The organism is Thermaurantimonas sp., from assembly GCF_046299575.1.
Taxonomy (GTDB): Bacteria; Bacteroidota; Bacteroidia; order Flavobacteriales; family Schleiferiaceae; genus Thermaurantimonas.
In genome coordinates this window covers 74,244-99,934 of record NZ_JBKBHX010000002.1, presented here as the reverse complement: position 1 = coordinate 99,934, position 25,691 = coordinate 74,244, and the positions used below count along the sequence as shown (strand labels likewise).

The window sequence follows — 25,691 nt, the reverse complement described above, 5'->3', positions numbered from 1 at the left end:
ATTTCAATGAGTGATTTTTTGAGAAAAATTTACTATCAACTTAGACCGGAGCATCGCCTTTTGGTTCGCAAAGTACTATTTTCTCCCTTGGATATTTTTGACCATATTTCTGGAAAAAGACATCCTTTACGGCCTCCACGAGGACTGATCTTTACCGGTAGAGGAGATTTCATAGAAACTGGCCGACATTTTGTGCAATTGCTCCAGACATACTCAGGCCTTTCCTCATCATCTAAGGTATTAGACATCGGTTCAGGAATTGGTCGCTTGGCAGTGGCCCTCACCGAAGTAATCTCTGCAGAAGGCTGTTATGAAGGCTTTGATATTGTAAAAACTGGCATTAAATGGTGTCAGAAAAACATCTCTCCCAAATACCCTAATTTCACTTTTATACACCTGCCTGCTCGAAACCATCTTTATAATCTCAACACCGAAATACAAAGCACTTCTATACGTTTTCCCTATCAAAACGACCGATTCGACATTGCCGTAGCCACATCCGTTTTCACCCACATGTTACATGACGAGGTAGCTCATTATTTACAAGAAGTTTCGCGCACACTCGTGCCAGGAGGCAGGGCCATGTTTACCTTTTTTTGCATTGACGAACGCAGTAGGCCATACATGAATTCGGCCGAAATTCGCTTTCCGTATCGCCATCACAAGTGCTACATCATGAGCGAAAAGGTACCTGAAGCAAACGTCGCCTATGAATTTGAAGAAATTCAAAATCTCTTCAAAAACGCACAACTCACACTGCTTCACCGCATACCAGGCCGGTGGAGTGGAGCACCGGAATATGCTGACAGTTTAGAATTTCAAGATACTTTCTTTGTTTGCAAAACAATTATCTAACAATCCGCTTTTTTAAGATTTAATATTTATTTTCCAAAAAAATCGCCTTATACTTGCAGGCCGAAATCTTAAGAACTAAAATAACCTCAACTCACTGATACTCAACCTCTGGCAAAAATTGTGTACGTTGGTATCGGTTAACGTTTAAACCAAAAAAAATGGACTTAATCAAGTACGTACAAGAGAAGTACATCGAGCAAAAAAAGTGGCCTGACTTCAAAGCAGGTGACACTATCACAGTTACCTATATGATCAAAGAAGGTGACAAAACCCGTCCGCAGTCCTTTAAAGGAGTAGTGATTCAGCGCAGAGGCACTGGTGCCACCGAAACATTCACCATCCGCAAGATGAGTGGCGAAATCGGTGTAGAGAGAATTTTCCCGATTAATGCTCCTTCTATTTCTTCAATTGAAGTAAACAAGCGCGGTAAAGTACGTAGAGCGAGAATTTTCTACCAACGTCAGCGCATGGGTAAAGCTGCTCGAATTAAAGAAAAAAGAATGTAAACTTCACTTCATTTTAATACGAAATCCGCTACTTTGTAGCGGATTTTTTGTTTATGGACTCTTCTCAAAATCTGACATATCCCCTCGTCAAAGAGTACAATTCCTTTCAAAAAAAAATTACATTAATCAAAATCAGTGAAAAGCTTTATGTAGTAAACGTTCATAAAAAAATACTCGGATTGCCAGTCTTTTCTGTTTCCAAAGAATTCCGATCAGAAGCCGATGCTCAGGAGTTTTTTCTCCGGATTACCAATATTAAGAAATAAAGAATACTTCGTTCAATTTTTAATCAAAAACACAAGCCGCTTCTCGATATGTAGTGACATGCGCATTAACGATATCAGCTAATTTTGGAGAGTATCCTCCCCCCATGCTTACAGCCACAGGTAGGTAATGCCTTTTGCAAAATTCAAAAACCAATCGATCGCGACGAGCACAACCCAGCTCCGATAGTGCTAACCTTCCCAACTTATCAGTAGCTAAAACATCTACTCCACTTTGGTAAAAAATAAAATCAGGCTGAAAGCGATCGGCAATTTCGTTTAAATGATGGTCGAGCAATTTCAAATAAGGCTCATCCGTTATTCCGTCGGGCAGGGCCACATCGCAATCCGAAAGTTCTTTGTGCAGCGGATAGTTGTTTGCCCCATGCATTGAGAAGGTGTAAACTTCGGGTACATTTCTAAAAATAGACGCTGTGCCATTCCCTTGATGTACATCGAGATCTACCACCAGAATTCTTTTTACAAGTTGGTGCCTCAGCAAGTAAGAGGCTGCTATAGCGATATCATTTAACAGACAAAAACCCTCTCCTCTATCGGAATAGGCGTGATGCGTACCACCGGCTACATTTAAACTACAGCCGTGCTTCAGTGCGTATAGTGCGTTCTGGATACTGCCTTGTGCAATACATTTCTCTCGGAATATCAATCGCTTATCGTGCGGAAAGCCTATACGCCTCTCTTCTGACCGGGTAAGTTTCAGCCTCTCTAACCTGTACACGTATTCGCTCTGGTGCACGGCTAAGATATCTTCATCGGCAACTGGCTCCGGATTGAAGATTTGACTTTCAGAAATTACTCCTTCCCTTATAAGTTGCTCGGGTATGAGCTCATACTTCAGCATCGGGAATCGATGTCCCTCAGGCAAGGGTTGAACGTACTCCGGTCTCCAGGCTACAGTCAGCATGTATTATAATCTAGTACTTTGATTAAACAATCCTTGTAACCCTAGGATTTTAAAACTGTTAACGGGGTAATGAAGTTCTCGCATTACAACAAGCCGTTGCACTCCATTTCTTTCAGCACAAAGGAAGAGTGCACCGTCATAATATTGGGAATTTTTGATAGCTTTTTCACCACAAAACTGTGGTAGGTCTCAATGTCTTGACAAACCACCATTAATATATAGTCGTATTCACCCGTCACATGAAAAAACCATTTCACCTCCTCAAGATTCTTCACATGTTCTTCAAACTCGTGAATTACCGCCTCATAGTGTTCCTTGATTTTCACATGCGTAAGCACTGACACCTTGAAGCCGAGCGCATTTTTATTCAGCTTCGTCTCGTATTCCATTATTATGTTGCGCTCCTCCAGCTTTTTAAGTCGCTCAAGCACCCCCGACGGACTTTGATAGCCCGCGTGAATTGCAAGCTCTTTAAGAGTAGCACGAGCGTTTTTTTGCAAGTACTTCAAGAGCATTAGGTCGCTGGCGGTAATTTTTTGGCTTTTATCGCTTTCAGTGCTCATCAGATTTAATTTTTTACCAAAATTACTTCATAAACTGCTTATTTTTTCAATTAAAATCCAAATTAATTGAATATTTTTAAGAGTTACCTATTTTTGTTTAAATTTTTTTCATCATGCACCCAGAGTCACTTATGATGTCGTATGGCTACCGCCCTGAATGGAGCGAGGGAGCCATCAAATGTCCTATCTTTCAGACGTCTACCTTCGTATTCAAAACAGCAGAAGAAGGCAAAGCCTTTTTTGAATTAGCCTATGGAAAGCGCTACGCGCGGCCGGGAGAAATTCCGGGCCTGATCTACTCCCGGCTCAACAATCCAAACATGCAAATCCTCGAAGAGCGTCTATGCCTCTGGGATCAAGCCGAAGAAGCTGCCGCCTTCGAAAGTGGTATGAGTGCCATTGCCACTACCATGCTTGCATTCCTCAAACCAGGCGACGCAATCGTGTACGGCAATCCTGTGTACGGCGGCACACATCACTTCATCAACCATTACCTCATCTCCATCGGAGTAAAAGTGCTCGAAATCCATCCAAAGCAGAAGGAAAGCGAAATTCTGGAGCTGATTGAATCTTCCGGATTTAAAGACCACATACGCATGCTCTACATTGAGACTCCCGCTAACCCTACCAACGACCTCTTCGACATTCATATGGTGCGTCGCATAGCCGTTGACCTTCAGCAGCACTCCGGACACACCGTAAAGGTGGTTGTTGACAATACTTACCTCGGGCCGGTGTTTCAGCACCCCTTGCTGCACGGAGCTGATTTGGTACTTTACTCAGCTACCAAATACCTTGGAGGCCACAGCGACCTCATAGCCGGCGTGGTGCTCGGCCGCCATGCAGACCTTGAGCAAATCAAGCACCTGCGCACTTTTCTCGGCAATATGATCAGTCCAAATACCGCTTGGCTGCTCATGCGTAGCATCGAAACCCTCAAAATCCGCATGGAGCGCCAACAGAACAATGCCCTCCGCGTAGTCGATTGGCTTATGAAACACCCCAAAATCACCCGCGTCTACTATCCGGGCCTCCCCACCCAAGGCGACCACCAGGTAGAAATCTATCACAGGCAATGCGTAGGATCAGGAGCCATGATTTCCTTCGACATAGCCGGAGGTGAAAGCGAAGCCTTCCGTTTTCTCAATCGCCTGAAGCTCATTCATCTTGCCGTCAGCCTCGGTTCTAATGAGTCGCTCGCCCAGCATCCCTACACCATGACCCACAGCGATGTACCCGAAACAGACAAGAAGCTGCACAACATTACCCCTTCCATGATCCGACTAAGCATAGGCATAGAGCATTACGAAGACCTCATAGCCGACCTCGATCAAGCCCTGAATTTTTAATTTTTTTCTTTTTTTACTTGGGCGTGCCCCATAAAAAAATACTCTAGTATAAGGGTACGCTTAAATATAAACTATTCGCGCCAATGACAAAAGGCCAGCCCATGCAAGGCGCTTTTGCACTTTATTACAGTGCTTTCGCGTACCATTCGCCTTACGCACACGACAATTATTCCACCATTTGCTTATTCATGGATACCCCTCTCGATAGTCACTTTTTTTTTTGAAAACATCTGAATAAACACCTAACCGACGATCATCCAATGCAAAAATTCAAAAAAACGCCATCCTATTCCGACTTAAAAAAAAAAACAGCCTCCTGCCGGTAAAAACTTTGAAATTCACATTCCGCTAGAATCAATTAATAAAAAAGCCCCGGACTAGTGTACACTTATCTTATGTGTCCGGGGCTTTATAAATGTATAAGAATCAGGCTTTACCTAAGAAGCCTTTTCAGTTGCATAGAGCAAGATCATCCACGATTCTATGGGGTCACCGTCCTGATCTTGCAAGTAGTCTTTCGCCAGCCGAAAGAGCTCATCCTTGCTCCACTGGTGGATGTTTGCGTATGTGGGATTTTCATTCTTCAACTGTTCGATAAAGGAATAAATCTCATCTGTTGCAGGCAACTTCTCTACATTTCCCAGTCTTCCGAGGTCATTTCCAGTGAAAATACCTGATTCCTTTGCTTCTGCCGGTATAGCATCTACTCCTACACCGAGTTTTTCAAGAGGTTTGTCTACTTCAAAAAGAGCGCTACCACTATTGCGAGAATACCAGTTTTTACCCAGTCGGGCTACCAAGTCAATCTTGTGCTGATCGATCATACCTTCTGCATTCAATATATCGGGCGATACATGAACCAGCAATACCTCGCTGATGACCAAATGACCTGCCCCACCCTGATTGCCAAGAGCAATTACATCGTTAACCCGGCACTCAAACTGTACGGGCGATTCCTTTACGCGAAAAGGCTTAACAATTTCTGACTCAATCGGTGTAAAACCAGATTTAATAAATTCATTTACTCCTGTGGGGTATTCTGATGATGCCAGTGAGGCCTGGTAAACCATTGCGTAGGTTACCACATTGATCACTACTTCTCTGGTAGCAAGCACATTTTCCAGCGTGTCTTTAGTCGTGTTGTTTCTTACTCTGCGCGCAGGCGAAAAAACCAAAATCGGAGGATTGGCGCTGAATACGTTGAAAAAGCTAAAGGGACTCAAATTCGGATTGCCATTGGCATCCACAGTACTTGCCAATGCGATGGGTCTGGGTGCCACAGCATGCTGTAGCAATCCCTGAAACTTCGGAACGGGAATATCACCCGGTTTTATCTTGAGCATCTCGTGTAAAAATTTGGTCGGCAAAATAACGGCGAACGGAAAATACACGACGGTTAATAAAATTGCATTGTCATATGAAATATTTGTGTACTTTTGCAGCCGTTTTTAGCTATCCAAAAGCGGATGTGGCGTAATTGGTAGCCGCGCCAGACTTAGGATCTGGTGCCGTGAGGCGTGGGGGTTCGAGTCCCTCCATCCGCACTGAAGTGTAGAGCACCTCTCCCCCTATGGAGAGGTGTTTTTTGTTTATACCAGTAAATATGTCGCTTCCTTATTTTATTCTTGCGCTTATTCTTGGCTACTTTAGCCTGCTCTTTATCATCAGTCGTTGGAAGAGTAGGACCGATAACTATTTCTTTTTCACCGGAGGTCGAAATGCTCACTGGCTTATGATTTCGGTGGGAATGATTGGCGCCTCCTTATCGGGAGTCACTTTTATATCCATTCCCGGATGGGTGAAGACCCAAAATATGGCTTACATGCAGATGGTACTGGGCTATTTGGCAGGTTATGCAGTTATTGCTGTCATTTTATTACCTCTGTATTATCGACTACGACTTATTTCCATTTACCAATATTTAAAAGACCGATTTGGCCCGGTGGGATATAAGACTGGGGCATCTTTTTTTATCCTTTCCCGACTGTTTGGTGCCGGATTTCGATTATATTTAGTGGCACTCATCCTACACACGCTTGTATTCGAGCACTTTGGTTGGCCGTTTTGGGCTACAGTTTCGCTCAGCATCGGTATGATTTACCTGTACACGCAGCGCGGTGGCATCGGCACCATTATTTACACTGATGTAGTTCAAACCATTTTTATGCTCGGCGCCCTTATAGCTGCAGTTACCTTTATTTGGAGAGATTTAAACATTTCCAACGAAAGTTTAATCGGTTATATTCATTCTAATCCACTTTCGAATGTCTGGTTTTTCGATCATTTTTTGACTGACGGCAGACACTTCATCAAACAATTTCTGGGAGGCATGTTTATCGCCATCACCATGACTGGCCTCGACCAAGACATGATGCAGAAAAATCTGGCTTGCAGGAATTTAAAAGACGCTCAAAAAAACATGATGCTCTTTTCTGTAATGCTCCTACCGGTAAATTTAATCTTTTTGTCTCTCGGTGTACTACTATACGACTGGGCTGCCCTTCATGGAATCGAGGCCACAGGCGACCGCCTGTTTGCAGCAGTGGCTTTCAGCCCCGAAGCGCCACAGATATTGGGCATTCTTTTTATTCTCGGCGTGATTGCTGCTGCCTACAGCAGTGCCGACAGCGCGCTCACAGCTCTTACCACCTCTTTTACTGTTGATATTTTAGGCTTAGATCTCATTGAAAACCAGCGAACTCGACGCATTCGCATACTTACCCACCTGGCTATGTCAACAGCTATGCTCGCTTTAATCGTGATATTCAAATATTTTGTAAGCGAGAGCGTCATCAATGAAATTTTTACCATTGCCGGTTTTACCTATGGTCCACTGCTCGGGTTGTATGTTGTAGGTATGTTTACGCGCTGGCAAGTGCGCGATAGATGGATACCTCTAGCGGCCATTGCTGCGCCTTGTCTTACCTATTTGCTTAAGAAAAACAGTCTTGCATGGTTTGGCTATTCCTTTAGCTTTGAATTGATTCTGATCAATGGTGCGCTAATGGTATTTGGTCTTTGGCTGTTACAAGATCGCAAGTTAAAAGGTTTGGTTTTTTAAAGTTCGTTTAATAAAGCGGGCCATGTATATTTGCAGCCCGTTTGACAACTGTGGTTAGGGCCTATAGCTCAGCTGGTCAGAGCACCTGACTCATAATCAGGGGGTCCCAGGTTCAAGCCCTGGTGGGCCCACTCAAAATCAAGAGGTTACAGCGAAAAAGTTGTAACCTTTTTTATTTCGACGGAAAGAACACGGAAAAAAATCCACTTACAAACCCTCTTTCGGCTGAACGATCAATTCTTGCTTTAAAAGCGTTAGAGTTTTTTTCATTTAAAAATTGTCGCCTTCAGTGAGCTCGACTTCGGCTTTGTCGCCTTCAACAGCTACTAACTCCAGAGCCTCCAAGATCGATTTATCTGAAGAATTAACTGGAATTTCCACCTCAAAGAAAACAACTTCCCTGTTAAGTTTAAATTTTCCATTCTTTATTCTTTTATTGACAGAAGTTACCCAGTTTTCGAGCTCTGTTCCCTTGAGCGTAGTACTTCTTACCATCGTCGATATAGTCATGGTTGATATACTTCCAATCGTATGATAAGCTGTAATTTTTACAATCTGCGCTCTACCCTTTTTAAGTGGATACCCCACGATATAACGCACGTTCTCTTGGTCGTATTGATATGGAAGTTTTTGGTTGTTTAAGATTTTTTCAAGTCGCGCATCCTGAGCATTGATGTTGAGAACTGCCAGAACTGATAAAGATGTTAAAAGCGTTTTAAGAATCGATTTCATTTTTTTAAAATTTATGATCAAAAATTCACATTAAATCTCTGGCAAATCATAATGCATCTGTTGTATATAATCCAGATTGAACGTTAAATATCCAGAAAGCGATCAGGTTGATCTTTATAGCTGAAAAATGTAAATATTAAAACAAAAGATAAACCCCATATACAAGCGCCCAAAGGCCATAGACACCTTTGATGACAATACCGCCCACTAAGCCTGCAAAACTGGCAAAGGCGCTTTTTAATGATTTTTGAACGTCGTTTGAAAAAATGAGTTCGCCCAAAAAAGCGCCAAGTATCGGAAAAATCAAAATTCCAACCGGAGGTAGAACAAAGAGCCCGAGAAGGCTGCCGATAAATGTACCTCTAACCGCAGCAGGCGAAGCCTTTAATTTCTGTGTGAAATAAGTAGGTATCACGTAGTCTAAAACGGTGATTAGTACTGCCACAATTGCCGAAACGACGAGAAAGGTAACTGAAAAGTGAACTTTGGAAGTGAAATTCAGCACAAGCAGACCTAAAAAACTCAGTGGAGGCCCCGGTAAGACGGGCAAAACAGCACCTGCAAGCCCAGCGATCAGCAATAGAAATGCAAGAAAAAAGAAAAACCAGTCCATTCTTAAGACTTTATAAATTGAGCGTCAGATTCGAAGGCGTATAACTCCAACTCTGTACCTGTCCAAACGGCATATGTTTGGTAGTGCAACCATTCACCTAAGTTGATGTACCTGCTTTTGCTGCCAACCTGTAAATCGAGGGGTAAGTGTCTGTGACCGAATATGAAATAATCCACATGCTCGCTTTCGAGCACTTCCAGACAGTATTGATATAGCCACTCTTGCTCTTTTGTTGAAAAAACGGCATCAGCCCCGCCCGTATGTCTTCGGCTTGCACGGCTCGAGCCTTGTGCAATCCGAATGCCCACATCGGGATGAACTTGCCTGAATAGCCACTGTGCCAACGGATTGGTAAAAACCTTTTTCAAAAATTTATACCCATAATCACCCGGACCTAAGCCATCGCCGTGCCCAATGTAAAATATTTTCCCGTTAATAATCCGGGTTATCGGTTTGCGATGCAACATGCATCCAATTTCGTTCGGCAAATAGTCAAAAATCCACAGATCGTGATTTCCGGTGAAAAGGTGAATTTTTACACCGCTGTCGGCCAGGAGAGCCAAAGATCCAATGGCGCGCGTAAAGCCTCTCGGAACTGCCTTTTTGTACTCAAACCAAAAATCAAACAAATCGCCTACGATGAACAACTCGTCCATCTCTGCCCCATAAGTCTCAAGCCATTTGACAAAGAGACGCTCGCGCTGAATTGAGGCGTATTTGGCATCGACACCGAGATGGAGGTCTGAAATGAAAAAAATTTTTGAAGTTGCCGACATGGTCAATATGCCCTATTTGGATTGCCCTCCATATAGTGAACAAAGGCTTTGTTTACTACGCGCATACCGCCTGGCGTAGGATAATCGCCCGTAAAGTACCAATCGCCCGTATGCATTGGGGCACTCTGGTGCAGCGACTCGATGCTCTGAAATACAAAGGAAACCTTCGCCTTCATACCCGGCGGGGAGAGTAGTTCGGCCATTTTATCTGAAATTTCTTGCACTGTAAAGGGTTTGTAAATAGCCTTAACGAGATTTTTAGGCTCTGGATCTTCCTGGGCCAAATAGGCTTTGCACTGTTGATATACTTCGTTTAGGATGTAATGTGTACCGCGCTCCCAATGCAGGGCTACCGCAGCTTGAAAGGCAGCGAAATCACCCAACCGAGCCATATCGATGCCATAGCAATCGGGGTAGCGTATCTGCGGAGCCGATGAAGCCACTACAATATGCTTTGGATTAAGCCGATCCAATATTTTCAAAATACTATCTCTCAAAGTGGTACCACGCACAATGGAATCGTCGAGCACCACAAGCGTATCTGTTGGGCGAATGATGCCATAGGTGACGTCGTACACATGGCTTACCAAATCAGCCCGTGAGGCATCTTCGGTGATAAAGGTGCGCAGCTTGGCATCTTTCCAGGCAACCTTTTCCATCCGAATTTTTTGATTGAGAATGGTCAAAATCTGTTCTTTGGTCAGGGCTGTACCAGCTTTGGCCAGTTGCTCGGCTTTTTTGGTATTTAGATATTCATTTAAGCCCTGAATTAATCCATAATACGCTACTTCTGCCGTATTTGGAATGTAGGAGAAAACCGTGTTTTCGAGGTCGCAATTTATAGTTTTGAGAATGGGTTCGAGGAGCGATTTGCCCAAAGCAATGCGTTCCTGGTAAATACTCGCATCATTGCCACGGCTGAAGTAAATGCGCTCAAAGGAACAGCTTCGCCGTTCGGCGTCTTTTTTAATTTTTTTGATGAAATACTGGCCGCTTCGCTTGATAATGAGTGCGTGGCCTGGCTCTAATTCCTGAACCGATTCGAGTGGTACGTTAAAGGTGGTTTGCAATACAGGTCGTTCACTGGCAACGGCGATTATTTCATTATCTATGTAGTAAAATGCTGGTCTGATCCCATGAGGGTCGCGCAACACAAAGGCGTCGCCATGACCGAGTAAGCCGGCCATTACGTAGCCACCGTCCCAGTGTTTGCTTGCCTTCTTTAAGATATTTGCCACATCGAGCTCTTGAGCTATTAAGGGTGAAATGTCCTTCTTGCTGTAGCCGGCCTTTCTGTACTTCTGGTAAATTTCTTCGTTTTCCTTGTCGAGGAAGTGACCGATTTTTTCCAGTATGGTTACAGTATCGGCTTTTTCTTTTGGGTGCTGACCTAGGCTTATGAGTTTATTAAAGAGTTGGTCAACGTTTGTCATGTTAAAATTGCCTGCCAGCAGCAGGTTGCGCGTCATCCAGTTGTTTTGGCGCAAGAAGGGATGGCATTGTTCGATGCTGTTGCCACCATATGTACCATAGCGCAAATGGCCGAGATAAACTTCGCCGATGTAGGGCAACAGTTCTTTTAACTCCTGAGAAGTGAGATCTTCTGGATTTTTAGAACCAAGGGTCTCGGAAAATCGAATTTTGATACGCGCGAAGATGTCTTTGATCGGAGTTGGTTCGTTCGAGCGAATACGACTAATGTATCGTTGGCCGGGCTGCATGTCAAATTTGATCGATGCCAAACCGGCGCCATCCTGGCCTCTATTGTGCTGCTTTTCCATTAGCAGATACATCTTGTTGAGGCCGTAGAAAGCTGTTTTGTACTTTTCGCGGTAGTAGTCCAGGGGTTTTAAGAGACGGAGCAGGGCTATGCCGCACTCATGCTGTAGGCTATCGCTCATCGGAGGTGCAAAGCGTTGTGGTTCAGAAAGAAATATTTGAACAATGAGCGCACAAAGGTAAAGTTTTTCATCTGGTTATGAAATCAAAAAAGCCCATTAAAACGGGCTTTTTTGAAAGTCTTTGAGAAGTATTATTCTTTAATCTCGAGTTCTTTTCTCCATATCTTGTCAATCAGAACTTCGAGCTTTACCAATTGCGGAGGAGGATTGTATCGATTTTTAATGGACTTAACTTGCTTTCCCTCAATAGTAAGGGTGGTAATGACCGAAGGTAAATCACTGATATACATATTGTCATATGTATCAGCCAGATTTACAAAATTGGCCTCAATTATTGCCTTTCGGAGAACTTCTACATCTGTGAGTGGAATGTAAGTTTCATATTCGCCCTTAGGGTTTGAGAAGTCTTTTCCACTGTATTCTATTTTACCATCTGAGTGTATGCTCACTTTGTACACGGGACAGGTGCCAAAACAAGAAGTACGCTCAAGAGATATTACAAATGGCTTGTTTCCTTTAAGTACTCGGGCAGTGGTATTTGATGTGCTCTTACAAGCTGTAAAAACAGCTGGAAGAGCAACTACAATTAGTATTTGAAGAATTTTCATAATTAGATCTTTCTTCTGCGAATGGTTCTATTGCCTTTGGCTTGTTGCTCTTTAGCCAACTGCTCAAAGGTCTGCATAAATTTCGATGGTTTTACCTCACGCGATTGATTTTCTTTGATTTTAGCGTGGAGCTTCTCTTCGTCAATGAAAGCCTTAATGGCGTATTGCTGACCGAAGGTAATGATGTTTGAGATGAAGTAGTAATATGTAAGTCCTGAAGCATAGTTATTGAAAACGCCTAAGAAAACGATAGGCATTAGGTACATCATGTATTTGAGCTGCGGGTATTGGTTATTTTGAGGAGTGAGTTGTTGATTCATCCAGGTGTAGATGATGGTAGATATGGTCATTAACAGCGTAAAGAGGCTAACATGTGAGCCATATCCTGGAATTCTGAAGGGCAAATCGAGAACAGAGTCGTACGTAGATAAATCTTCAGCCCACAAAAAGGACTGACCTCTCAACTCAAAGGATGCAGGGAAGAATTGGAACACGGCAAACAGTATGGGCAACTGAAAGAGCAAGGGAATACAACCGCCAAGAGGATTTACACCGCTTTTGCGGTATAGCTCCATCAGAGCCTGCTGCTTTTTGAGCTGGTCTTTTTCGTCCTTGTACTTTTCGTTAATCTCATCCATTTCAGGCTTTAAGATGCGCATCTTGGCCATGCTGCGGTATGAACCGTAAGTGAAGGGAAAAATGACAATTTTTATCAAGATGGCCATTATGAGGATAATTATGCCGTAATTGAGGTTGTACGACTCTAGCCAGTTGAATATAGGAATAACTACTCCGCGATTGATCCAGCCAAAAATGGCCCATCCCAGAGGAATAAGCTTTTCGTAGTCGTTTTTGTATTTTTTGAGAATGTTAAACTTATTAGGGCCTAGGTACATGTGGAGTTTTACAGTAGTGGTAGTTGCCGGCAGTTCGGCACGCAAGGCCATAAGTTTAGTGTACTTTTCTTCGGCCAGAGGCTCTACGGTCATTTCTGCAGAGCTGAAATCGCTTTCGCTGCTAAGTATAACAGAGAAAAACTGCTGGCGGAAGGCGATCCAATCGAGCTGTTCGGCGCGCTCGTTGTCAGATCGGGTTTCACTGAGGTTCTTTAGTTTGCCTTTGGCCAGGTGGTAGTACACGGAGGTTCGATTGCTCTCGAAGTCGCGGTTTTTCTCAAGTCTGAAGGCCTTCATACGCATATCTATATAGCCACCATTGCTAAGCATGGGCGATTCGATGTCGATATTTATGCGATAACTGCCTGGTTCAAGGCTGTAAGTGATGTTCAGGTCTTTGCCTTCGTATTGAGTTGTGAACGTTATGTGGCGCTCTGATTTATCTTTTATTTGAAATAAGAGCTTACTGGTAGGTATGGCTACTACCTTGCCAAGCAGCAGTTTCCATTCAAGGTTGTCGTTAATGAGCTGCAGTGGTTCTTTTTTCCAGTTAAATTGCTTTTTAATCTCCACGAGCTTCAAAACCGCGCCTTTACTGCTGAAAGTAAGGTTCAGCAGATCGTTTTCCATCGTGTAAAATTCTTCTGAAACTGTTTGCATCATTGCGATGCCGTTGTCGATTGGTTGCGACAGATCTACAGACTCGACTACCTCCTCTTCAGGTTGTTCTTTAGGGGTGTTTTGAGAGTTTTCCTGTGATTGTTTCGGAGGTGTGGTAGTAAAACCTATCCACATCATAATGATGCCTATTAGTATAAGACCTATGATGGTATTGTTGTCTAGTTTGTTCATAAGTATCTCAGAAACTTTTTTAAAGGTTATTCATTATCAACGGCATATTGATTGGCTGCCTTTACAAAGTGTATGAAAAGCGGATGCGGGTTGTAAACGGTACTTTTATATTCTGGGTGAAACTGTACACCGATAAAGAAGGGATGATCGTCGAGTTCAATAATTTCGACTAAATCCTTATCGGGATTAATACCTGAAAGTCGAAGACCAGCGGCCTGCAGCTGTGACCGATAGGTATTGTTGAGTTCGTAGCGGTGGCGGTGCCGCTCAGAGATCTCGAGCCTGCGGTAGATGCGGTGGGCAAGCGAATCAGGTTCGAGCTTGCAGGGCCAAGCACCTAAGCGCATAGTCCCGCCTTTTTCGGTAATTTTCTTCTGTTCTTCCATTAAGTCAATCACAGGGTAGGGGGTATTCGGATGAAATTCGGAGGAGCTGGCCTCGTGCAAGCCCAGCACATTTCGCGCAAATTCGATGACAGCAATCTGCATACCGAGACAAATGCCAAAAAAGGGTATTTTGTTTTCGCGAGCATAACGCACTGCTTCGAGCTTGCCTTCGAAACCACGCTCGCCAAAGCCCGGAGCTACCAATACTCCATGCAGACCTTTCAGCGCCTCGACCACTGTTTCAGGTCGTAGCGATTCGGCGTGAATCCACCGGATATTTACCTTTACTTCGGTATGAGCACCGGCATGTATGAAACTTTCGGCAATCGATTTATAGGAATCTCTGAGTTCAACGTATTTGCCGATCAAACCGATATTTACCTCTGTTTTTGGAAACTTTAGACGGTATAAAAATTCTTTCCAGCGCACTAAATCAGGTTCTTGACTCACCGGCAGATTAAGGCGCTTCAGTACCGCTTCATCGAGTTTTTCATTGCGCATGAGGATGGGCACTGCATAGATGGTCTCTGCGTCAATTGATTCTATGACGGCATCTTTCTTCACGTTACAGAAGAGTGCCAGTTTTTTACGCAGATCTTCTCCAAGTGGGTGCTCGGTGCGGCACACCAAGATGTCAGGTTGTACTCCGCTCTCCTGGAGCATTTTCACTGAGTGCTGGGTGGGCTTTGTCTTTAGCTCACCTGTGGCTGATAAATATGGGATCAGAGTAAGGTGAACCACAAGAGCGTCTTGTCCTAGCTCCCATTTGAGCTGGCGAACTGCTTCGATGTATGGCAGCGCCTCTATATCGCCTACAGTACCGCCTATTTCGGTTATTACAATTTCATACTCTCCTGATTGTCCGAGAATTTTGATGTGATTTTTGATTTCGTCGGTAATGTGAGGGATTACCTGCACAGTTTTGCCCAAAAATTCACCTCTTCGCTCTTTTTCAATCACATTAAGGTAGATGCGACCTGTGGTCACATTGTTGGCTTTAGAGGTTGGACGATTCAGGAAGCGCTCGTAATGGCCAAGGTCGAGATCAGTCTCAGCGCCGTCTTCGGTCACATAGCACTCGCCGTGTTCGTAAGGATTGAGCGTACCTGGATCAACATTGATGTAAGGATCGAGTTTTTGGATAGTTACGGAATATCCCCTTGACTGCAGAAGTGTTGCCAGTGAAGCTGAGATGATGCCTTTACCCAATGACGAGGTAACCCCTCCGGTGACGAAGATGTATTTAGTAGGATGTGACATGATGTGTAGTGCGCCCGTTTAATGTTGTTTAAACGGGCGACAAAGCTAATATTTTATCACCATCTCGATTCACAAGAGAGTACTAAGATTTTGTGTACAGAAAATAGACAGATTCGATTAGTCAAGTGATTATATAAAGCAAAATAGTGATCAGGTTTTTGTAGTAAACATGGCCAAAGGCCTTACCACGCGAAGTGTACAGGCGAAAGTATATTAAATTTTGTATCAATAGACCTGGAGAGTGCCGGCTAAACCGGCTGCTGTGTGCAGCGCAGCGAAAAACCGAGCGAACAGATAGCCCGAAAGAGCCCATCAAAAATTAAAAGTTAGAGTAACATCCCTTCAGAAAAAAATCAGCTACAACTGATGATTCTTTTTAGAATTTCAATAAGCAATCAAGACCGCCTATTGGTGTGTTATTTGAACAGAAAAGGCCCTTTAGGCCATTGTATATTTGCACAAAAATTTTTATGGTTTTGAAAAAGAATTGGTGGAAGGTGCTGGGGTCAATGCTGGTGGTGTACACCATAGTAATGGGTTTTCTCTCAGAAGTACCTCGGCTGCCAATTTTAAATGAGTCGATTCGCAATCTGTACTTTCACGTCACAATGTGGATGACCATGCTGGTAATGCTAACGGTCAGCCTGGTGTACAGCGTGCGCTACTTACTGAAATTAGATCTCAAATACGATACTGTAGCCTTAGCTGCTGCTCAAGTGGGCGTATTGGTGTCGATAATTGGCATAGTAACAGGAATGATTTGGGCGCGATACACGTGGGGAGCCTTTTGGGTAAATGACCCTAAGCTCAACGGCGCGGCCATTACTTTGCTGGCATATTTGGCCTATTTTGTACTCAGAGGCGCAGTAGAAGACGGTGAGAAAAAAGCGCGTATATCAGCCGTGTACAATGTGTTTGCCTTTGTGATAATGATCGTATTCATTCAAATCTTGCCTCGGTTGACCGACAGCTTGCACCCTGGTAATGGGGGAAATCCCGCCTTCAGCTCTTATGATCTGGACAATCGGATGCGAATGGTGTTTTATCCGGCAGTGATTGGCTGGTCACTCATTGGCACATGGATACTGGAATTAAAAGTGCGACTCTATCGACTGGAACAAAAGAAATGCGAGCTTCAGGAGCTCTCCACTGAAAATTTTGGAAGAAAGACGATTGAATTGAAAAAATGAACAAATACATCTATTCCCTTTTGATGGCTGTGTTATCTGCCGGACGAGTAGCCAGTCAGCAAGTAGAACCCGAAATGGCCGACGCCTTCAGAGCTGAAGGCAAAATCTATGTAGTAGTTGTAGTGTGCCTGATCGTACTGTTTGGACTGATCGGCTACCTAACCTATCTCGATCGAAGGATTAAGAAGTTGGAAGACTCATCGAAATAAATCGCAAGGATAGCTCTATGAAAAAATCTTATATCGTATTGCTTATTGTTATCGCCATAGCTATTGGTGCCGTGATGGCTACGCTCAGCGATGCGAGCACTTATGTAAATTTTGCAAAGGCTGAGCAGAATCCAGGCAAGGTGTACACTGTGATCGGGCAGCTCGACCGCGAAAAGCCGATGGACTTCGACGCAAGAGCAGGCGTTTTTTCCTTTTATGCTGTGGATAAAGAAGGCAACAGTCGCAAGGTGCTGTATTTCAAACCTAAACCAACTGACTTTGAGCGCAGCGAAGACATTACCATGAAGGGCTATTCGACTGACTCCGCCTTTGTAGCTGACGAGATTTTACTGAAATGTCCATCCAAATACAACGAACAAAACAAACTGAAAGAAGGTAAAACCGACGGCGAATGAATTACATTGGAGAGGCAACATGGATAGGGGAAGCCGGTCGCATATTTACGTCCCTGGCTTTTGTTACTGCACTGGCATCAGCGTTATTCTACTATTTGACTTTAAAAAGTCAGAATGCTGATTATCAAAAAACAGGAAGAATTCTTTTTTATCTCCACACCTTTTCGGTAGTGGCTGTTGTGGCTCTAATGCTCGTGATGCTCACGGGCCACTACTTCGAGTACGATTACGCATGGAAGCACACTAGCCGAAATCTCGAGAACAAGTACATCTTTTCAGCCTTTTGGGAGGGTCAAGAGGGTAGTTTCATTCTTTGGATTTTCTGGCATGCGGTTCTGTTTTTGATATTTCCTTTAGCAAGACACCGCTTCGAAGCGCCCGTGCTGATGATTGGCTTACTGGTGCAAGCTTTCCTTGTAAGCATGATTCTGGGCATTTATCCCTTTGGAGTAAAAATTGGAAGTTCGCCCTTTGTACTTATAAGAGAATTGCCGGAAAATATTGGTCTGCCCTGGACTAAGATGGAAGACTACCTGCAGAAACTTCCCGGATTTATGGACGGAAGAGGATTGAATCCACTGCTACAGAATTACTGGATGACCATACATCCCCCTACATTATTCCTTGGTTTTGCTTCTACAGTTATTCCCTTTGCATTTGCACTCGGTTCACTTGTACAGCGCGACTATAAAGGGTGGTTAAAGCCGGCCTTGCCCTGGACGTATTTTGCACTGGGAGTATTAGGTGCAGGAATTTTGATGGGCGGAGCATGGGCATATGAATCGCTGAGTTTTGGAGGGTTCTGGGCATGGGACCCTGTCGAAAACGCTTCACTCGTACCCTGGCTTACCCTTGCTGCTTCAGCACACCTGATGATGATCGCCATTAACAAGGGCACTGCTCTGCGCACAAGTTATTGGATGCTGTTTCTGACCTATTTCTTTATCCTCTACTCGACTTTTCTGACGCGCAGTGGTGTGCTAGGCGATGCATCGGTGCATTCATTTGTCGATCTGGGGCTCAATGGTCAACTTTTAGCGCTTTTGTTTTTCTTTTTATTGCTCCCCTTCGGACTTTTTGCGGTCCGTTACAAAGCCATTCTCGATAAAACCGAAGACGAAACCCTTTACAGCCGGGAATTTTGGATGTTTGTCGGCGCGTTGATTCTGTTGGTTTCAGGCTTTCAAATCATTTTCAGCACTTCGATACCAGTAATCAATAAGCTGATAGGACCAGAAGGTTTGGTAAAGCTCTTGCCCGAGAAGCTCGCCCCACCCGTGGATGCCGTGAAGCACTACAATTCTTTTCAGCTGCCCTTCGCTGTTATCATCACGCTCTTTATGGCTTTTGGACAATTTTTGTCGTACCGGCAGAAGAAGGCAAATCAGTTTTGGAAGAACATCTCTCTGAGTATAGCAGTCAGCGTGCTGGTAAGCCTTCCCTTCATTCTCATTTTTAAGATGTGGAAGTATCCGCTTTACAGTCTGCTTACGTTTACATCAGCCCTCGCTCTGGTATCGAATATGGATTTTTGGTTGCGCATTGTTCGCGGCAATTGGGCAGTTTCGGGTGCATCCATTGCGCATGCTGGCTTTGGGCTAATGATGCTCGGCACCGTAGTGAGTCAAGCCAATCAAAAAATCATCACAAAAAACAAGACTTACATTGCCGAAAATATACCTGCAAGCGAAAACATCCTGATGGAAAGAGGCGATACCCTCTCCATGGAACCATATCTTGTAACCTGGAGCGATACCTGGCAAGAAAATCACCGCAGATATTACAAAGTGGATTTTCTAAAAGAGAAAAATGGCCAGTTAGCTCACGCCTTTTCAGTAGTTCCTCATATACAAATCAACGATCGCATGGGTTTAGTGGCCGAACCCGGTACTAAGCACTACCTGCACAAAGACATATACACTTTCCTGTCTTATGCCTCTGATGTACAAAACCGCAACTCCCCCGACGGCTATGGAGATGAAATGGAATTTATGATGGCAAAGGGCGATACATTTATCGTCGACCGATATTTTATGGTGCTCGACAGCATCATAGCCAATACCAGTCGCGATCCCCGCACAAAAGAGATTAAGACTATTGAAATTGAGGCTGTTTTAAAATTGATGTCTTCCACCGGAAATCGCTACGAAGTGCGGCCAAAATATTACCTCGACGAGTCGAACATCGTAAATCATGTCGATGCAATTTCGGAAGAAGCTGGTATTAAAGTACGCTTTAAAGACATTAACCAGGAACAAAACAAACTGGTCTTTACCACCTGGAAGAAGTTAAACGACGGACCTGACTTCATCATTATGAAAGCCATCGTCTTTCCTGCCATTAATTTGCTCTGGACAGGAATTGTGATGATGACCCTTGGAATATTTTTGTCGGTCTATCAACGTTACAAAACCCAACGCCGTTGAGCATTCTGATACGTGCAAATGCACTTAGCAAGTCGTATGGCCAACTTAAGGTAATCGATAACGTAAGCGTCGAAATCGAAGCCGGTAAGCTCATAGCCATTGTGGGCCCCTCAGGTGCAGGAAAAAGTACACTGCTTAACTTACTCGGCTCACTCGATAAGCCAGATTCAGGTGAAGTATTCTTCGAAGGTGTTTCTTACAAAAGTCTTTCGGAGAAAAAACTTGCTGAGCTCAAAAACCGAAATATCGGTTTTGTATTTCAGTTTCACCATTTACTGCCAGAGTTCACTGCCGTTGAAAATGTAGCTATACCAGCTATGATTGCCGGTACAAGCAGAAAAAAAGCCGAAGAGCTCGCTGAAAATTTACTAGACAAAGTAGGAATGGCACATCGCCTCAGCCATAAACCATCGGAGCTGAGTGGCGGAGAGCAACAGAGAGTAGCCATTGCAAGAGCACTGATCAACAGTCCTAAAATCGTCATGGCCGACGAGCCCACCGGCAACCTGGATTCAAAAAATGCCGGGCAAATAAGTCAGCTATTTCAAGACCTTTGTTCAGAACTGGGAATAACCTTTCTGATAGTAACCCATAACGACAATCTGGCTGCATTGGCATCACGCGTGATATCTTTACGCGACGGAAAAATCGTGTAGCATGAAGAGTTTGCAACACTTTCTTACACTTTTTTTGATTTTAAACACATCCCTATTGTATGGCCAGTCGCTTAAAATTGCTGTACTGAAATACGCCGGAGGAGGCGATTGGTACGCAAATCCCACATCGCTACCGAATCTGATTCGCTTCTGCAATGATCACCTGCCCGCTCGCATTCATCCAGAGCCTGCCGTGGTAGAGCCTTCATCGCCTGATATCTTCAACTATCCTTTCATTCACGCCACCGGACACGGAAACATTTTTTTTACCGATCAAGATGTAAAAAACCTCCGAAAATACCTTCTAAACGGTGGTTTTTTGCACATAGATGACAACTACGGAATGGATCCCTACGCCAGAAGGGAAATACAAAAACTGTTTCCTGATAAGAAACTTGAACTACTTCCTGATTTTCACCCGATTTTTCAACAAAAATTTCCCTTTAAAAACATCCCGAAAATTCATGAGCACGACGGTAAACCCGCACAAGCCTTTGCAATCACCCACAATGGACGTATCGTATTGCTCTACACTTACGAAACAGACCTCGGTAATGGCTGGGAGGACCAGGAAGTTCATAACAACCCCGAAGAAGTGCGCCTGCGTGCCCTGAAGATGGGTTGCAACATCTTACAATATGTCTTCGAAAGAGCTCTTTGAGCAGGTATCTCTGAAACTGGAAAGAGGTGAATACACAAACCTATGCAACGAGGTACAGCACCTTGGAATTGAAAAAGCGGTTTTGAAATACAATTCCAATCCTTTATTAAAGGAAGCCTCTCAGCAGTGCCATGCCCGGCACAAGTACAAAAAAAAGTTCGAAGTATTGATCAGATCCTACCCCGGATGGCTATTTCCGCCCGGCTTACCACTTCAGCAAGCCTCTCATCACCTTACATCAACTTTTAAATCCAGAATATTAAGTTCATATAATACAGTAATTGACCTGACGGGAGGTCTGGGGATGGATACGGTTGCCTTCGCCTGTGCAGTATCGAAAACCATCTATCTTGAGCGAAACAAAAAAATCTTCGACTACAACGATTTTAATTTCTCAAAGTATTTACCCCACATAGAGCGATACAACCTCGACGCCTTTGAATGGCTGAGGAAGTTTCGTCCATCAAATGAAAAAACCCTAATTTATGCAGATCCTGCCCGACGCACTACCACGGGCAAGAAAACCTTTCACCCGGCAGACTATGACCCGAATCCGTCAGAACTATACAAAAGCATTAACGGGTTAGAAGTCGACCTCCTTCTGAAAGTAAGTCCGGTAGCTGATCTTGAATTTTTAAGTCGCTACATTGGCCCACCTGCAAAAGTGTATCTCCTGGCTGTAGAGGATGAGCTTAAAGAGGTATTGCTATTGTACGCGTCTGATACCTTACCTCCTCTGCTTGAGATATGGCTGTGTGGTGAGCCACCTCATTTGCTTTTTTCTTCAGACAGACTCACTCATCAAAACAAGGTGCCAGTAACAGCAAAGCCGGAAAACTTTATCTACATACCTCATGCAGCCTTGGTAAAAAATGGAGCAGATAAAGCTTTAGCCGAAAATTTGGGATTAACTACATTTCATCAAAATGCGCGCATTTACACGTCATCACAACTAATGAATATGCCGGGCTGGAGGGTCTATCGCACATTGCGTTTTTCAATGGCTCTGCCTGAACTTCAAGTTACTGAAGCAATGGTGATTACAGGCAAATTTCCGGATAGTGCCGAAAACATTCGTAAAAAGCACAAAATCGCTGAAAGCGATACCCGGGCTTTGATCGCAACAAAAACCGAAAAGAACAAAAATCTCTGGATTTTAGCTGAAAAACTGTAAAAATTCCTCAAAAGAGTATTCATTGAGACACAAAACGCAAAATTTTTTTACGTTTTTTTGTTATACATTAGTAACGATAAATTTGAAATCGGGTGAGGGGTATATTTCGAAATATGTTGCTAATGCTGTGGGCTGTAATGGTGAAGGCTCAGGATGCCCAATTTGTTTTTAACGCCGGACAATGGCCCGAACCATTCGAATACCTTTTAAAAATCAACAACGGAAGCATTTATTTCGAAGACGGCAAAGTCAAAGTTTTTCTGATACACCCGTACGACTGGGCACAGTTTAAGGGACCCCATCACAGCACAACCTCCCCCAGAACCTTTGGCGCCTCCTTGTTTGGCTACACCCCCGGCATCTTAAGGATGCATACCTATGAAATGCATTTTATCAATTCCAACACAAAAGCCGTAAAAAGAGGACTCAGGAAAAAACCGTTTTATCACAACTACTTTTTGGGTAAAGATCCGAAATATTGGCGTTCAGAAGTGCCCGTGTACAGCGGAGTATCGTATGAAAATCTATATCCCGGAATCAATGTGCACTTTTACGATTCCGATAATCAATTTAAATACGACTACCGCATAGCGCCAGGCGCTGACCCTTCGCTCATCAAAGTACGCTATGCCTATGCAGATAGTATTTATATCGACCGCGAAGGGAATCTGATCGTAAAGACTAACGCCGGTGACGTAGTGGAAAAAGCCCCTTACACGTATCAGATCATTGATGGGCAGCCTCGAAGAGTAGCATGCCACTACGTGGTTGACAAAAATGTGGTAACCTTGAAACTCGGCACCTACAATCCTCATTATGAATTAGTAATAGATCCCACAGTAGTTTTTTCTACTTTCACAGGTTCTACTTCCGACAACTGGGGATTCTCAGCAACGTTTGACAACAACGGAAATTTCTACGCCGGAGGAATCGTCTTTGGCAATGGCTATCCAACTACTTCAGGAGCTTTCCAGACTACCTTTAACTCTGGTGGAAATTTCTCTACCACCACGGATGTTTCGATTTCAAAATTCAACCCTGCAGGTACACAACTCATTTATTCCACCTATCTGGGAGGCAGCAACAGTGAGCAGGTGCACAGTATGGTGGTAAACAGCAACAATGAGCTCATCGTGTATGGCATTACAGGCTCAAGCAACTTTCCTATTACGCCAAATGCAGCTCAGACCAACTTTGCCGGTGGATCAAACTTCGTAGTAGCAAACTATGTGTATCCGAATGGCAGCGACATCTTTATTACTCGATTTAACGCATCAGGCTCAGCGCTCATCGCATCCACCTTTTTGGGTGGCAATGGAAACGACGGCCATAATGCCGCACTGGTGCGCAACTATGGTGACTATGCCCGCGGTGAAGTGATTGTCGATTCTTTAAACAACATCTACGTAACTTCATGTACAAACAGCAACAACCTCATTTTACCTAATCCAGCATTTACATATGCAGGCCAGCAAGATGCAATACTTGTAAAATTTACCCCAAACCTCAACCAAATTCTTTGGGGCACTTTCTACGGAGGCGCTCAAAACGATGCCGGATACTCTGTGAAAATTTTCAATCAACAAGTCTTTATATGCGGAGGCACTACCAGCACATCCATTCCTACACACAACGGATCGTTTCAAAACTCGTATTCAGGCAGCTCTGATGGATTTTTAGCCAGATTTTCAGCCGTTACTGGCGCCTTTCAGCGCGGAACATACTTTGGAACAGCGGCTTACGATCAAGTGTACTTCATCGATCACAATCGCAACGGCGAAGTGTATGGCATGGCTCAAACGCTTGGCTCAATCATCAAAACACCAATTAAATACGGACAATCGGGCCGCAGTCAAGTCATCTTTAAAATGAATGCCGAGCTGAGTAACATGCTCTGGATTACAACTTTCGGCAGCGGACCCAACACGATAAATATATCGCCAGCGGCTTTTAATGTAGATGAATGTTTTAACATCATGCTCTCTGGCTGGGGTGGAGCGGTAAACAGTCCACCTGCAAACCCGATTTCCAACGGTTCTACAACAGGACTACCCCTCTCGCCTGATGCTTATCAATCGAGCACCGATGGCAGCGACTTCTACTTCATGGTACTTGGTGCCGATGGCAACACGCTCAAATACGCCACCTATTTCGGAGGAAGTTCTAACGAGCATGTCGATGGTGGTACAAGCCGTTTCTCGCCTGAAGGAATTATTTATCAGGCAATATGTGCTGCCTGCCAGGGAGGTACATTTCCTACCACTCCGGGCGTTTTCAGTCCAACCCGCGGTGGGCCTAACTGTAATCTAGGCGCAGTAAAAATTGACTTTGACAATTTTGTAAAAGCCAATGCAAGTGTACAATTCACTGTAGAGGTTGACTCTGTATGCAATATGTACAAAGTCGTCTTTGACAACAAAAGCATAAATGCACAAAACTTTTTATGGATTTTAGGTAACGGACAAACCTCTACCTTACCAGCACCATCGGCCTTATATGTGGGACCAGACACTTTCCGTGTAAAACTCATAGCTCACGACACCCTTTGCAATCAATACGACACTATCGAAATAGCTTTCTTTATTCCAGAATTTCCAAGGCCTAAGGCCGAAATAAGCACCTTCTATCGCTCCTGTGACTCTGAATTTAAAATCACTGTGGAAAATCTATCTACATCCGGCCATCAGGTGATATGGAATATGGGCGATGGCACCATCTACTCAGGATTAAATAAACTCACTCATAAATATCCCTCAGAAGGCTCTTACAACGGTTTTTTTGTACTCATCGATACGATATGCAACAGAACAGACACGGTCTTTTTCTCAGCCACGTACAGCGATACTATCAGACGCCCTGAAATTTTGTCCGTAAAACCCAAGTGCCCCGAAGGTTCGTTTGAATTCGAAATATCAAATACAGAGCCCCACTACATTTATGTTTGGGACTTTGGAGGAGGCAATACCCGGATCGGGCGCTTTCCAATATTTAATTACACTGAATCAGGAAATTATATTATAAAGCTCACCATCATTGACACCCTTTGCAACCGCGAATACAAATTCCAAATACCAGTAACGGTTGATTACTACGGCGATTTCTTTTATATACCTAACACCTTTACACCCAACGGCGATGGAATAAACGACGTATTTTACCTTGCCGGAGCTGAATGTCTCGAACGCGCTCGCCTGGAAATTTACAACCGTTGGGGTCAATTGATCTTTGAAACTGACGATCCTTTCAATGAATTCTGGGACGGCACCTACAAGGGCAAAGAGGTACCACAAGGCGTATATCCGTACATCTTCTATCACTACCGCGGCCAACGTAAAGGCACAATTACTTTATTCCGTTAATATTATCAACACGTTGGTCCTAATAATTTTTAAGTTATTTACATGTTAATTTTT

At 43.9% G+C, this 25,691-nt stretch carries 23 protein-coding genes and 2 tRNA genes; 15 read left to right on the top strand and 10 right to left on the bottom strand.

The features are described 5' to 3' along the window. Positions 1–6 precede the first annotated feature (6 nt). From ACK4EX_RS02910 to ACK4EX_RS02900, 3 genes are all read left to right on the top strand, one after another. Positions 7–855 carry a class I SAM-dependent methyltransferase gene (locus tag ACK4EX_RS02910; protein WP_409769537.1) on the top strand — a complete coding sequence of 283 codons (849 nt, stop codon included), beginning with the start codon at positions 7–9 and terminating at the stop codon, positions 853–855. A gap of 158 nt (positions 856–1,013) precedes the next feature. Continuing rightward, positions 1,014–1,361, top strand: a complete 348-nt coding sequence (rplS, locus tag ACK4EX_RS02905) for a 50S ribosomal protein L19 (RefSeq protein WP_409769535.1) — start codon at positions 1,014–1,016, stop codon at positions 1,359–1,361. 53 nt (positions 1,362–1,414) lie between these two features. Continuing rightward, positions 1,415–1,627: a hypothetical protein gene (locus tag ACK4EX_RS02900; protein WP_409769533.1), complete on the top strand. Its 213-nt coding sequence runs from the start codon at positions 1,415–1,417 to the stop codon at positions 1,625–1,627. Positions 1,628–1,646: 19 nt separating this feature from the next. Here ACK4EX_RS02900 and ACK4EX_RS02895 read toward each other — a convergent pair whose 3' ends face one another. Beyond that, complete coding sequence (locus ACK4EX_RS02895; RefSeq protein WP_409769531.1) at positions 1,647–2,549, bottom strand: histone deacetylase; 903 nt, start codon at positions 2,547–2,549, stop codon at positions 1,647–1,649. An 83-nt stretch (positions 2,550–2,632) separates the two neighbouring features. After that, positions 2,633–3,112, bottom strand: coding sequence for an Lrp/AsnC family transcriptional regulator (locus tag ACK4EX_RS02890; RefSeq protein ID WP_409769529.1), 480 nt, complete (start codon positions 3,110–3,112; stop codon positions 2,633–2,635). A gap of 113 nt (positions 3,113–3,225) precedes the next feature. Between ACK4EX_RS02890 and ACK4EX_RS02885 the strand changes: the two genes are divergently transcribed. Continuing rightward, the gene (locus ACK4EX_RS02885; RefSeq protein WP_409769527.1) at positions 3,226–4,461 is read left to right on the top strand and encodes a cystathionine gamma-synthase family protein; all 1,236 of its coding nucleotides are present in this window, start codon (positions 3,226–3,228) and stop codon (positions 4,459–4,461) included. Between the two features lie 437 nt (positions 4,462–4,898). On the opposite strand, the gene ACK4EX_RS02880 is transcribed toward ACK4EX_RS02885, so the two are convergent. Then, positions 4,899–5,804, bottom strand: coding sequence for a flavin reductase family protein (locus ACK4EX_RS02880; RefSeq protein WP_409769525.1), 906 nt, complete (start codon positions 5,802–5,804; stop codon positions 4,899–4,901). Positions 5,805–5,923: 119 nt separating this feature from the next. On the opposite strand from ACK4EX_RS02880, the gene ACK4EX_RS02875 reads away from it, so the two are divergent. The 3 genes from ACK4EX_RS02875 to ACK4EX_RS02865 all read left to right on the top strand — a co-directional run bounded on the left by ACK4EX_RS02875 (position 5,924) and on the right by ACK4EX_RS02865 (position 7,653). Continuing rightward, a tRNA-Leu gene (locus ACK4EX_RS02875) sits at positions 5,924–6,005 on the top strand. 59 nt (positions 6,006–6,064) lie between these two features. Then, positions 6,065–7,522: a sodium:solute symporter gene (locus ACK4EX_RS02870; protein ID WP_409769524.1), complete on the top strand. Its 1,458-nt coding sequence runs from the start codon at positions 6,065–6,067 to the stop codon at positions 7,520–7,522. Between the two features lie 57 nt (positions 7,523–7,579). Continuing rightward, a tRNA-Ile gene (locus tag ACK4EX_RS02865) sits at positions 7,580–7,653 on the top strand. Between the two features lie 139 nt (positions 7,654–7,792). Here ACK4EX_RS02865 and ACK4EX_RS02860 read toward each other — a convergent pair. From ACK4EX_RS02860 to ACK4EX_RS02830, 7 genes are all read right to left on the bottom strand, one after another. Beyond that, the gene (locus ACK4EX_RS02860) at positions 7,793–8,254 is read right to left on the bottom strand and encodes a hypothetical protein (RefSeq protein ID WP_409769522.1); all 462 of its coding nucleotides are present in this window, start codon (positions 8,252–8,254) and stop codon (positions 7,793–7,795) included. A 136-nt stretch (positions 8,255–8,390) separates the two neighbouring features. Continuing rightward, entirely contained in the window at positions 8,391–8,867 is a 477-nt protein-coding gene (locus tag ACK4EX_RS02855) for a DUF456 domain-containing protein (protein ID WP_409769520.1), read from the bottom strand. 2 nt (positions 8,868–8,869) lie between these two features. Continuing rightward, positions 8,870–9,643, bottom strand: coding sequence for a UDP-2,3-diacylglucosamine diphosphatase (locus ACK4EX_RS02850; RefSeq protein ID WP_409769518.1), 774 nt, complete (start codon positions 9,641–9,643; stop codon positions 8,870–8,872). Positions 9,644–9,645: 2 nt separating this feature from the next. Further along, a complete protein-coding gene (locus ACK4EX_RS02845) occupies positions 9,646–11,544 on the bottom strand; it encodes an amidophosphoribosyltransferase (protein ID WP_409769516.1) in 1,899 nt (632 codons plus the stop codon). Positions 11,545–11,675: 131 nt separating this feature from the next. Then, on the bottom strand, positions 11,676–12,152 hold the full coding sequence (locus tag ACK4EX_RS02840) for a DUF6438 domain-containing protein (protein ID WP_409769514.1): 477 nt from the start codon (positions 12,150–12,152) through the stop codon (positions 11,676–11,678). A gap of 2 nt (positions 12,153–12,154) precedes the next feature. Then, entirely contained in the window at positions 12,155–13,900 is a 1,746-nt protein-coding gene (gene yidC / locus ACK4EX_RS02835) for a membrane protein insertase YidC (protein ID WP_409769513.1), read from the bottom strand. Positions 13,901–13,926: 26 nt separating this feature from the next. Continuing rightward, positions 13,927–15,546, bottom strand: a complete 1,620-nt coding sequence (locus tag ACK4EX_RS02830; RefSeq protein WP_409769512.1) for a CTP synthase — start codon at positions 15,544–15,546, stop codon at positions 13,927–13,929. A gap of 476 nt (positions 15,547–16,022) precedes the next feature. On the opposite strand from ACK4EX_RS02830, the gene ACK4EX_RS02825 reads away from it, so the two are divergent. The 8 genes from ACK4EX_RS02825 to ACK4EX_RS02790 all read left to right on the top strand — a co-directional run bounded on the left by ACK4EX_RS02825 (position 16,023) and on the right by ACK4EX_RS02790 (position 25,637). Next, complete coding sequence (locus ACK4EX_RS02825; protein ID WP_409769511.1) at positions 16,023–16,736, top strand: cytochrome c biogenesis protein; 714 nt, start codon at positions 16,023–16,025, stop codon at positions 16,734–16,736. After that, the gene (locus ACK4EX_RS02820; RefSeq protein ID WP_409769510.1) at positions 16,733–16,945 is read left to right on the top strand and encodes a CcmD family protein; all 213 of its coding nucleotides are present in this window, start codon (positions 16,733–16,735) and stop codon (positions 16,943–16,945) included. The genes ACK4EX_RS02825 and ACK4EX_RS02820 overlap by 4 nt, the downstream gene beginning before the upstream one ends. 17 nt (positions 16,946–16,962) lie before the next feature. Further along, on the top strand, positions 16,963–17,361 hold the full coding sequence (locus ACK4EX_RS02815) for a cytochrome c maturation protein CcmE (protein WP_409769509.1): 399 nt from the start codon (positions 16,963–16,965) through the stop codon (positions 17,359–17,361). After that, the gene (gene ccsA, locus ACK4EX_RS02810; protein ID WP_409769508.1) at positions 17,358–19,787 is read left to right on the top strand and encodes a cytochrome c biogenesis protein CcsA; all 2,430 of its coding nucleotides are present in this window, start codon (positions 17,358–17,360) and stop codon (positions 19,785–19,787) included. Before ACK4EX_RS02815 ends, ccsA begins: the two co-directional genes overlap by 4 nt. Then, positions 19,784–20,443, top strand: a complete 660-nt coding sequence (locus tag ACK4EX_RS02805; protein WP_409769507.1) for an ABC transporter ATP-binding protein — start codon at positions 19,784–19,786, stop codon at positions 20,441–20,443. The genes ccsA and ACK4EX_RS02805 overlap by 4 nt, the downstream gene beginning before the upstream one ends. A 1-nt stretch (position 20,444) precedes the next feature. Beyond that, complete coding sequence (locus ACK4EX_RS02800) at positions 20,445–21,104, top strand: DUF4159 domain-containing protein (RefSeq protein WP_409769506.1); 660 nt, start codon at positions 20,445–20,447, stop codon at positions 21,102–21,104. Further along, positions 21,082–22,278, top strand: a complete 1,197-nt coding sequence (locus tag ACK4EX_RS02795; protein ID WP_409769505.1) for a THUMP-like domain-containing protein — start codon at positions 21,082–21,084, stop codon at positions 22,276–22,278. The genes ACK4EX_RS02800 and ACK4EX_RS02795 overlap by 23 nt, the downstream gene beginning before the upstream one ends. A gap of 113 nt (positions 22,279–22,391) precedes the next feature. Next, positions 22,392–25,637, top strand: a complete 3,246-nt coding sequence (locus ACK4EX_RS02790; protein ID WP_409769503.1) for a gliding motility-associated C-terminal domain-containing protein — start codon at positions 22,392–22,394, stop codon at positions 25,635–25,637. Positions 25,638–25,691: the final 54 nt, after the last annotated feature.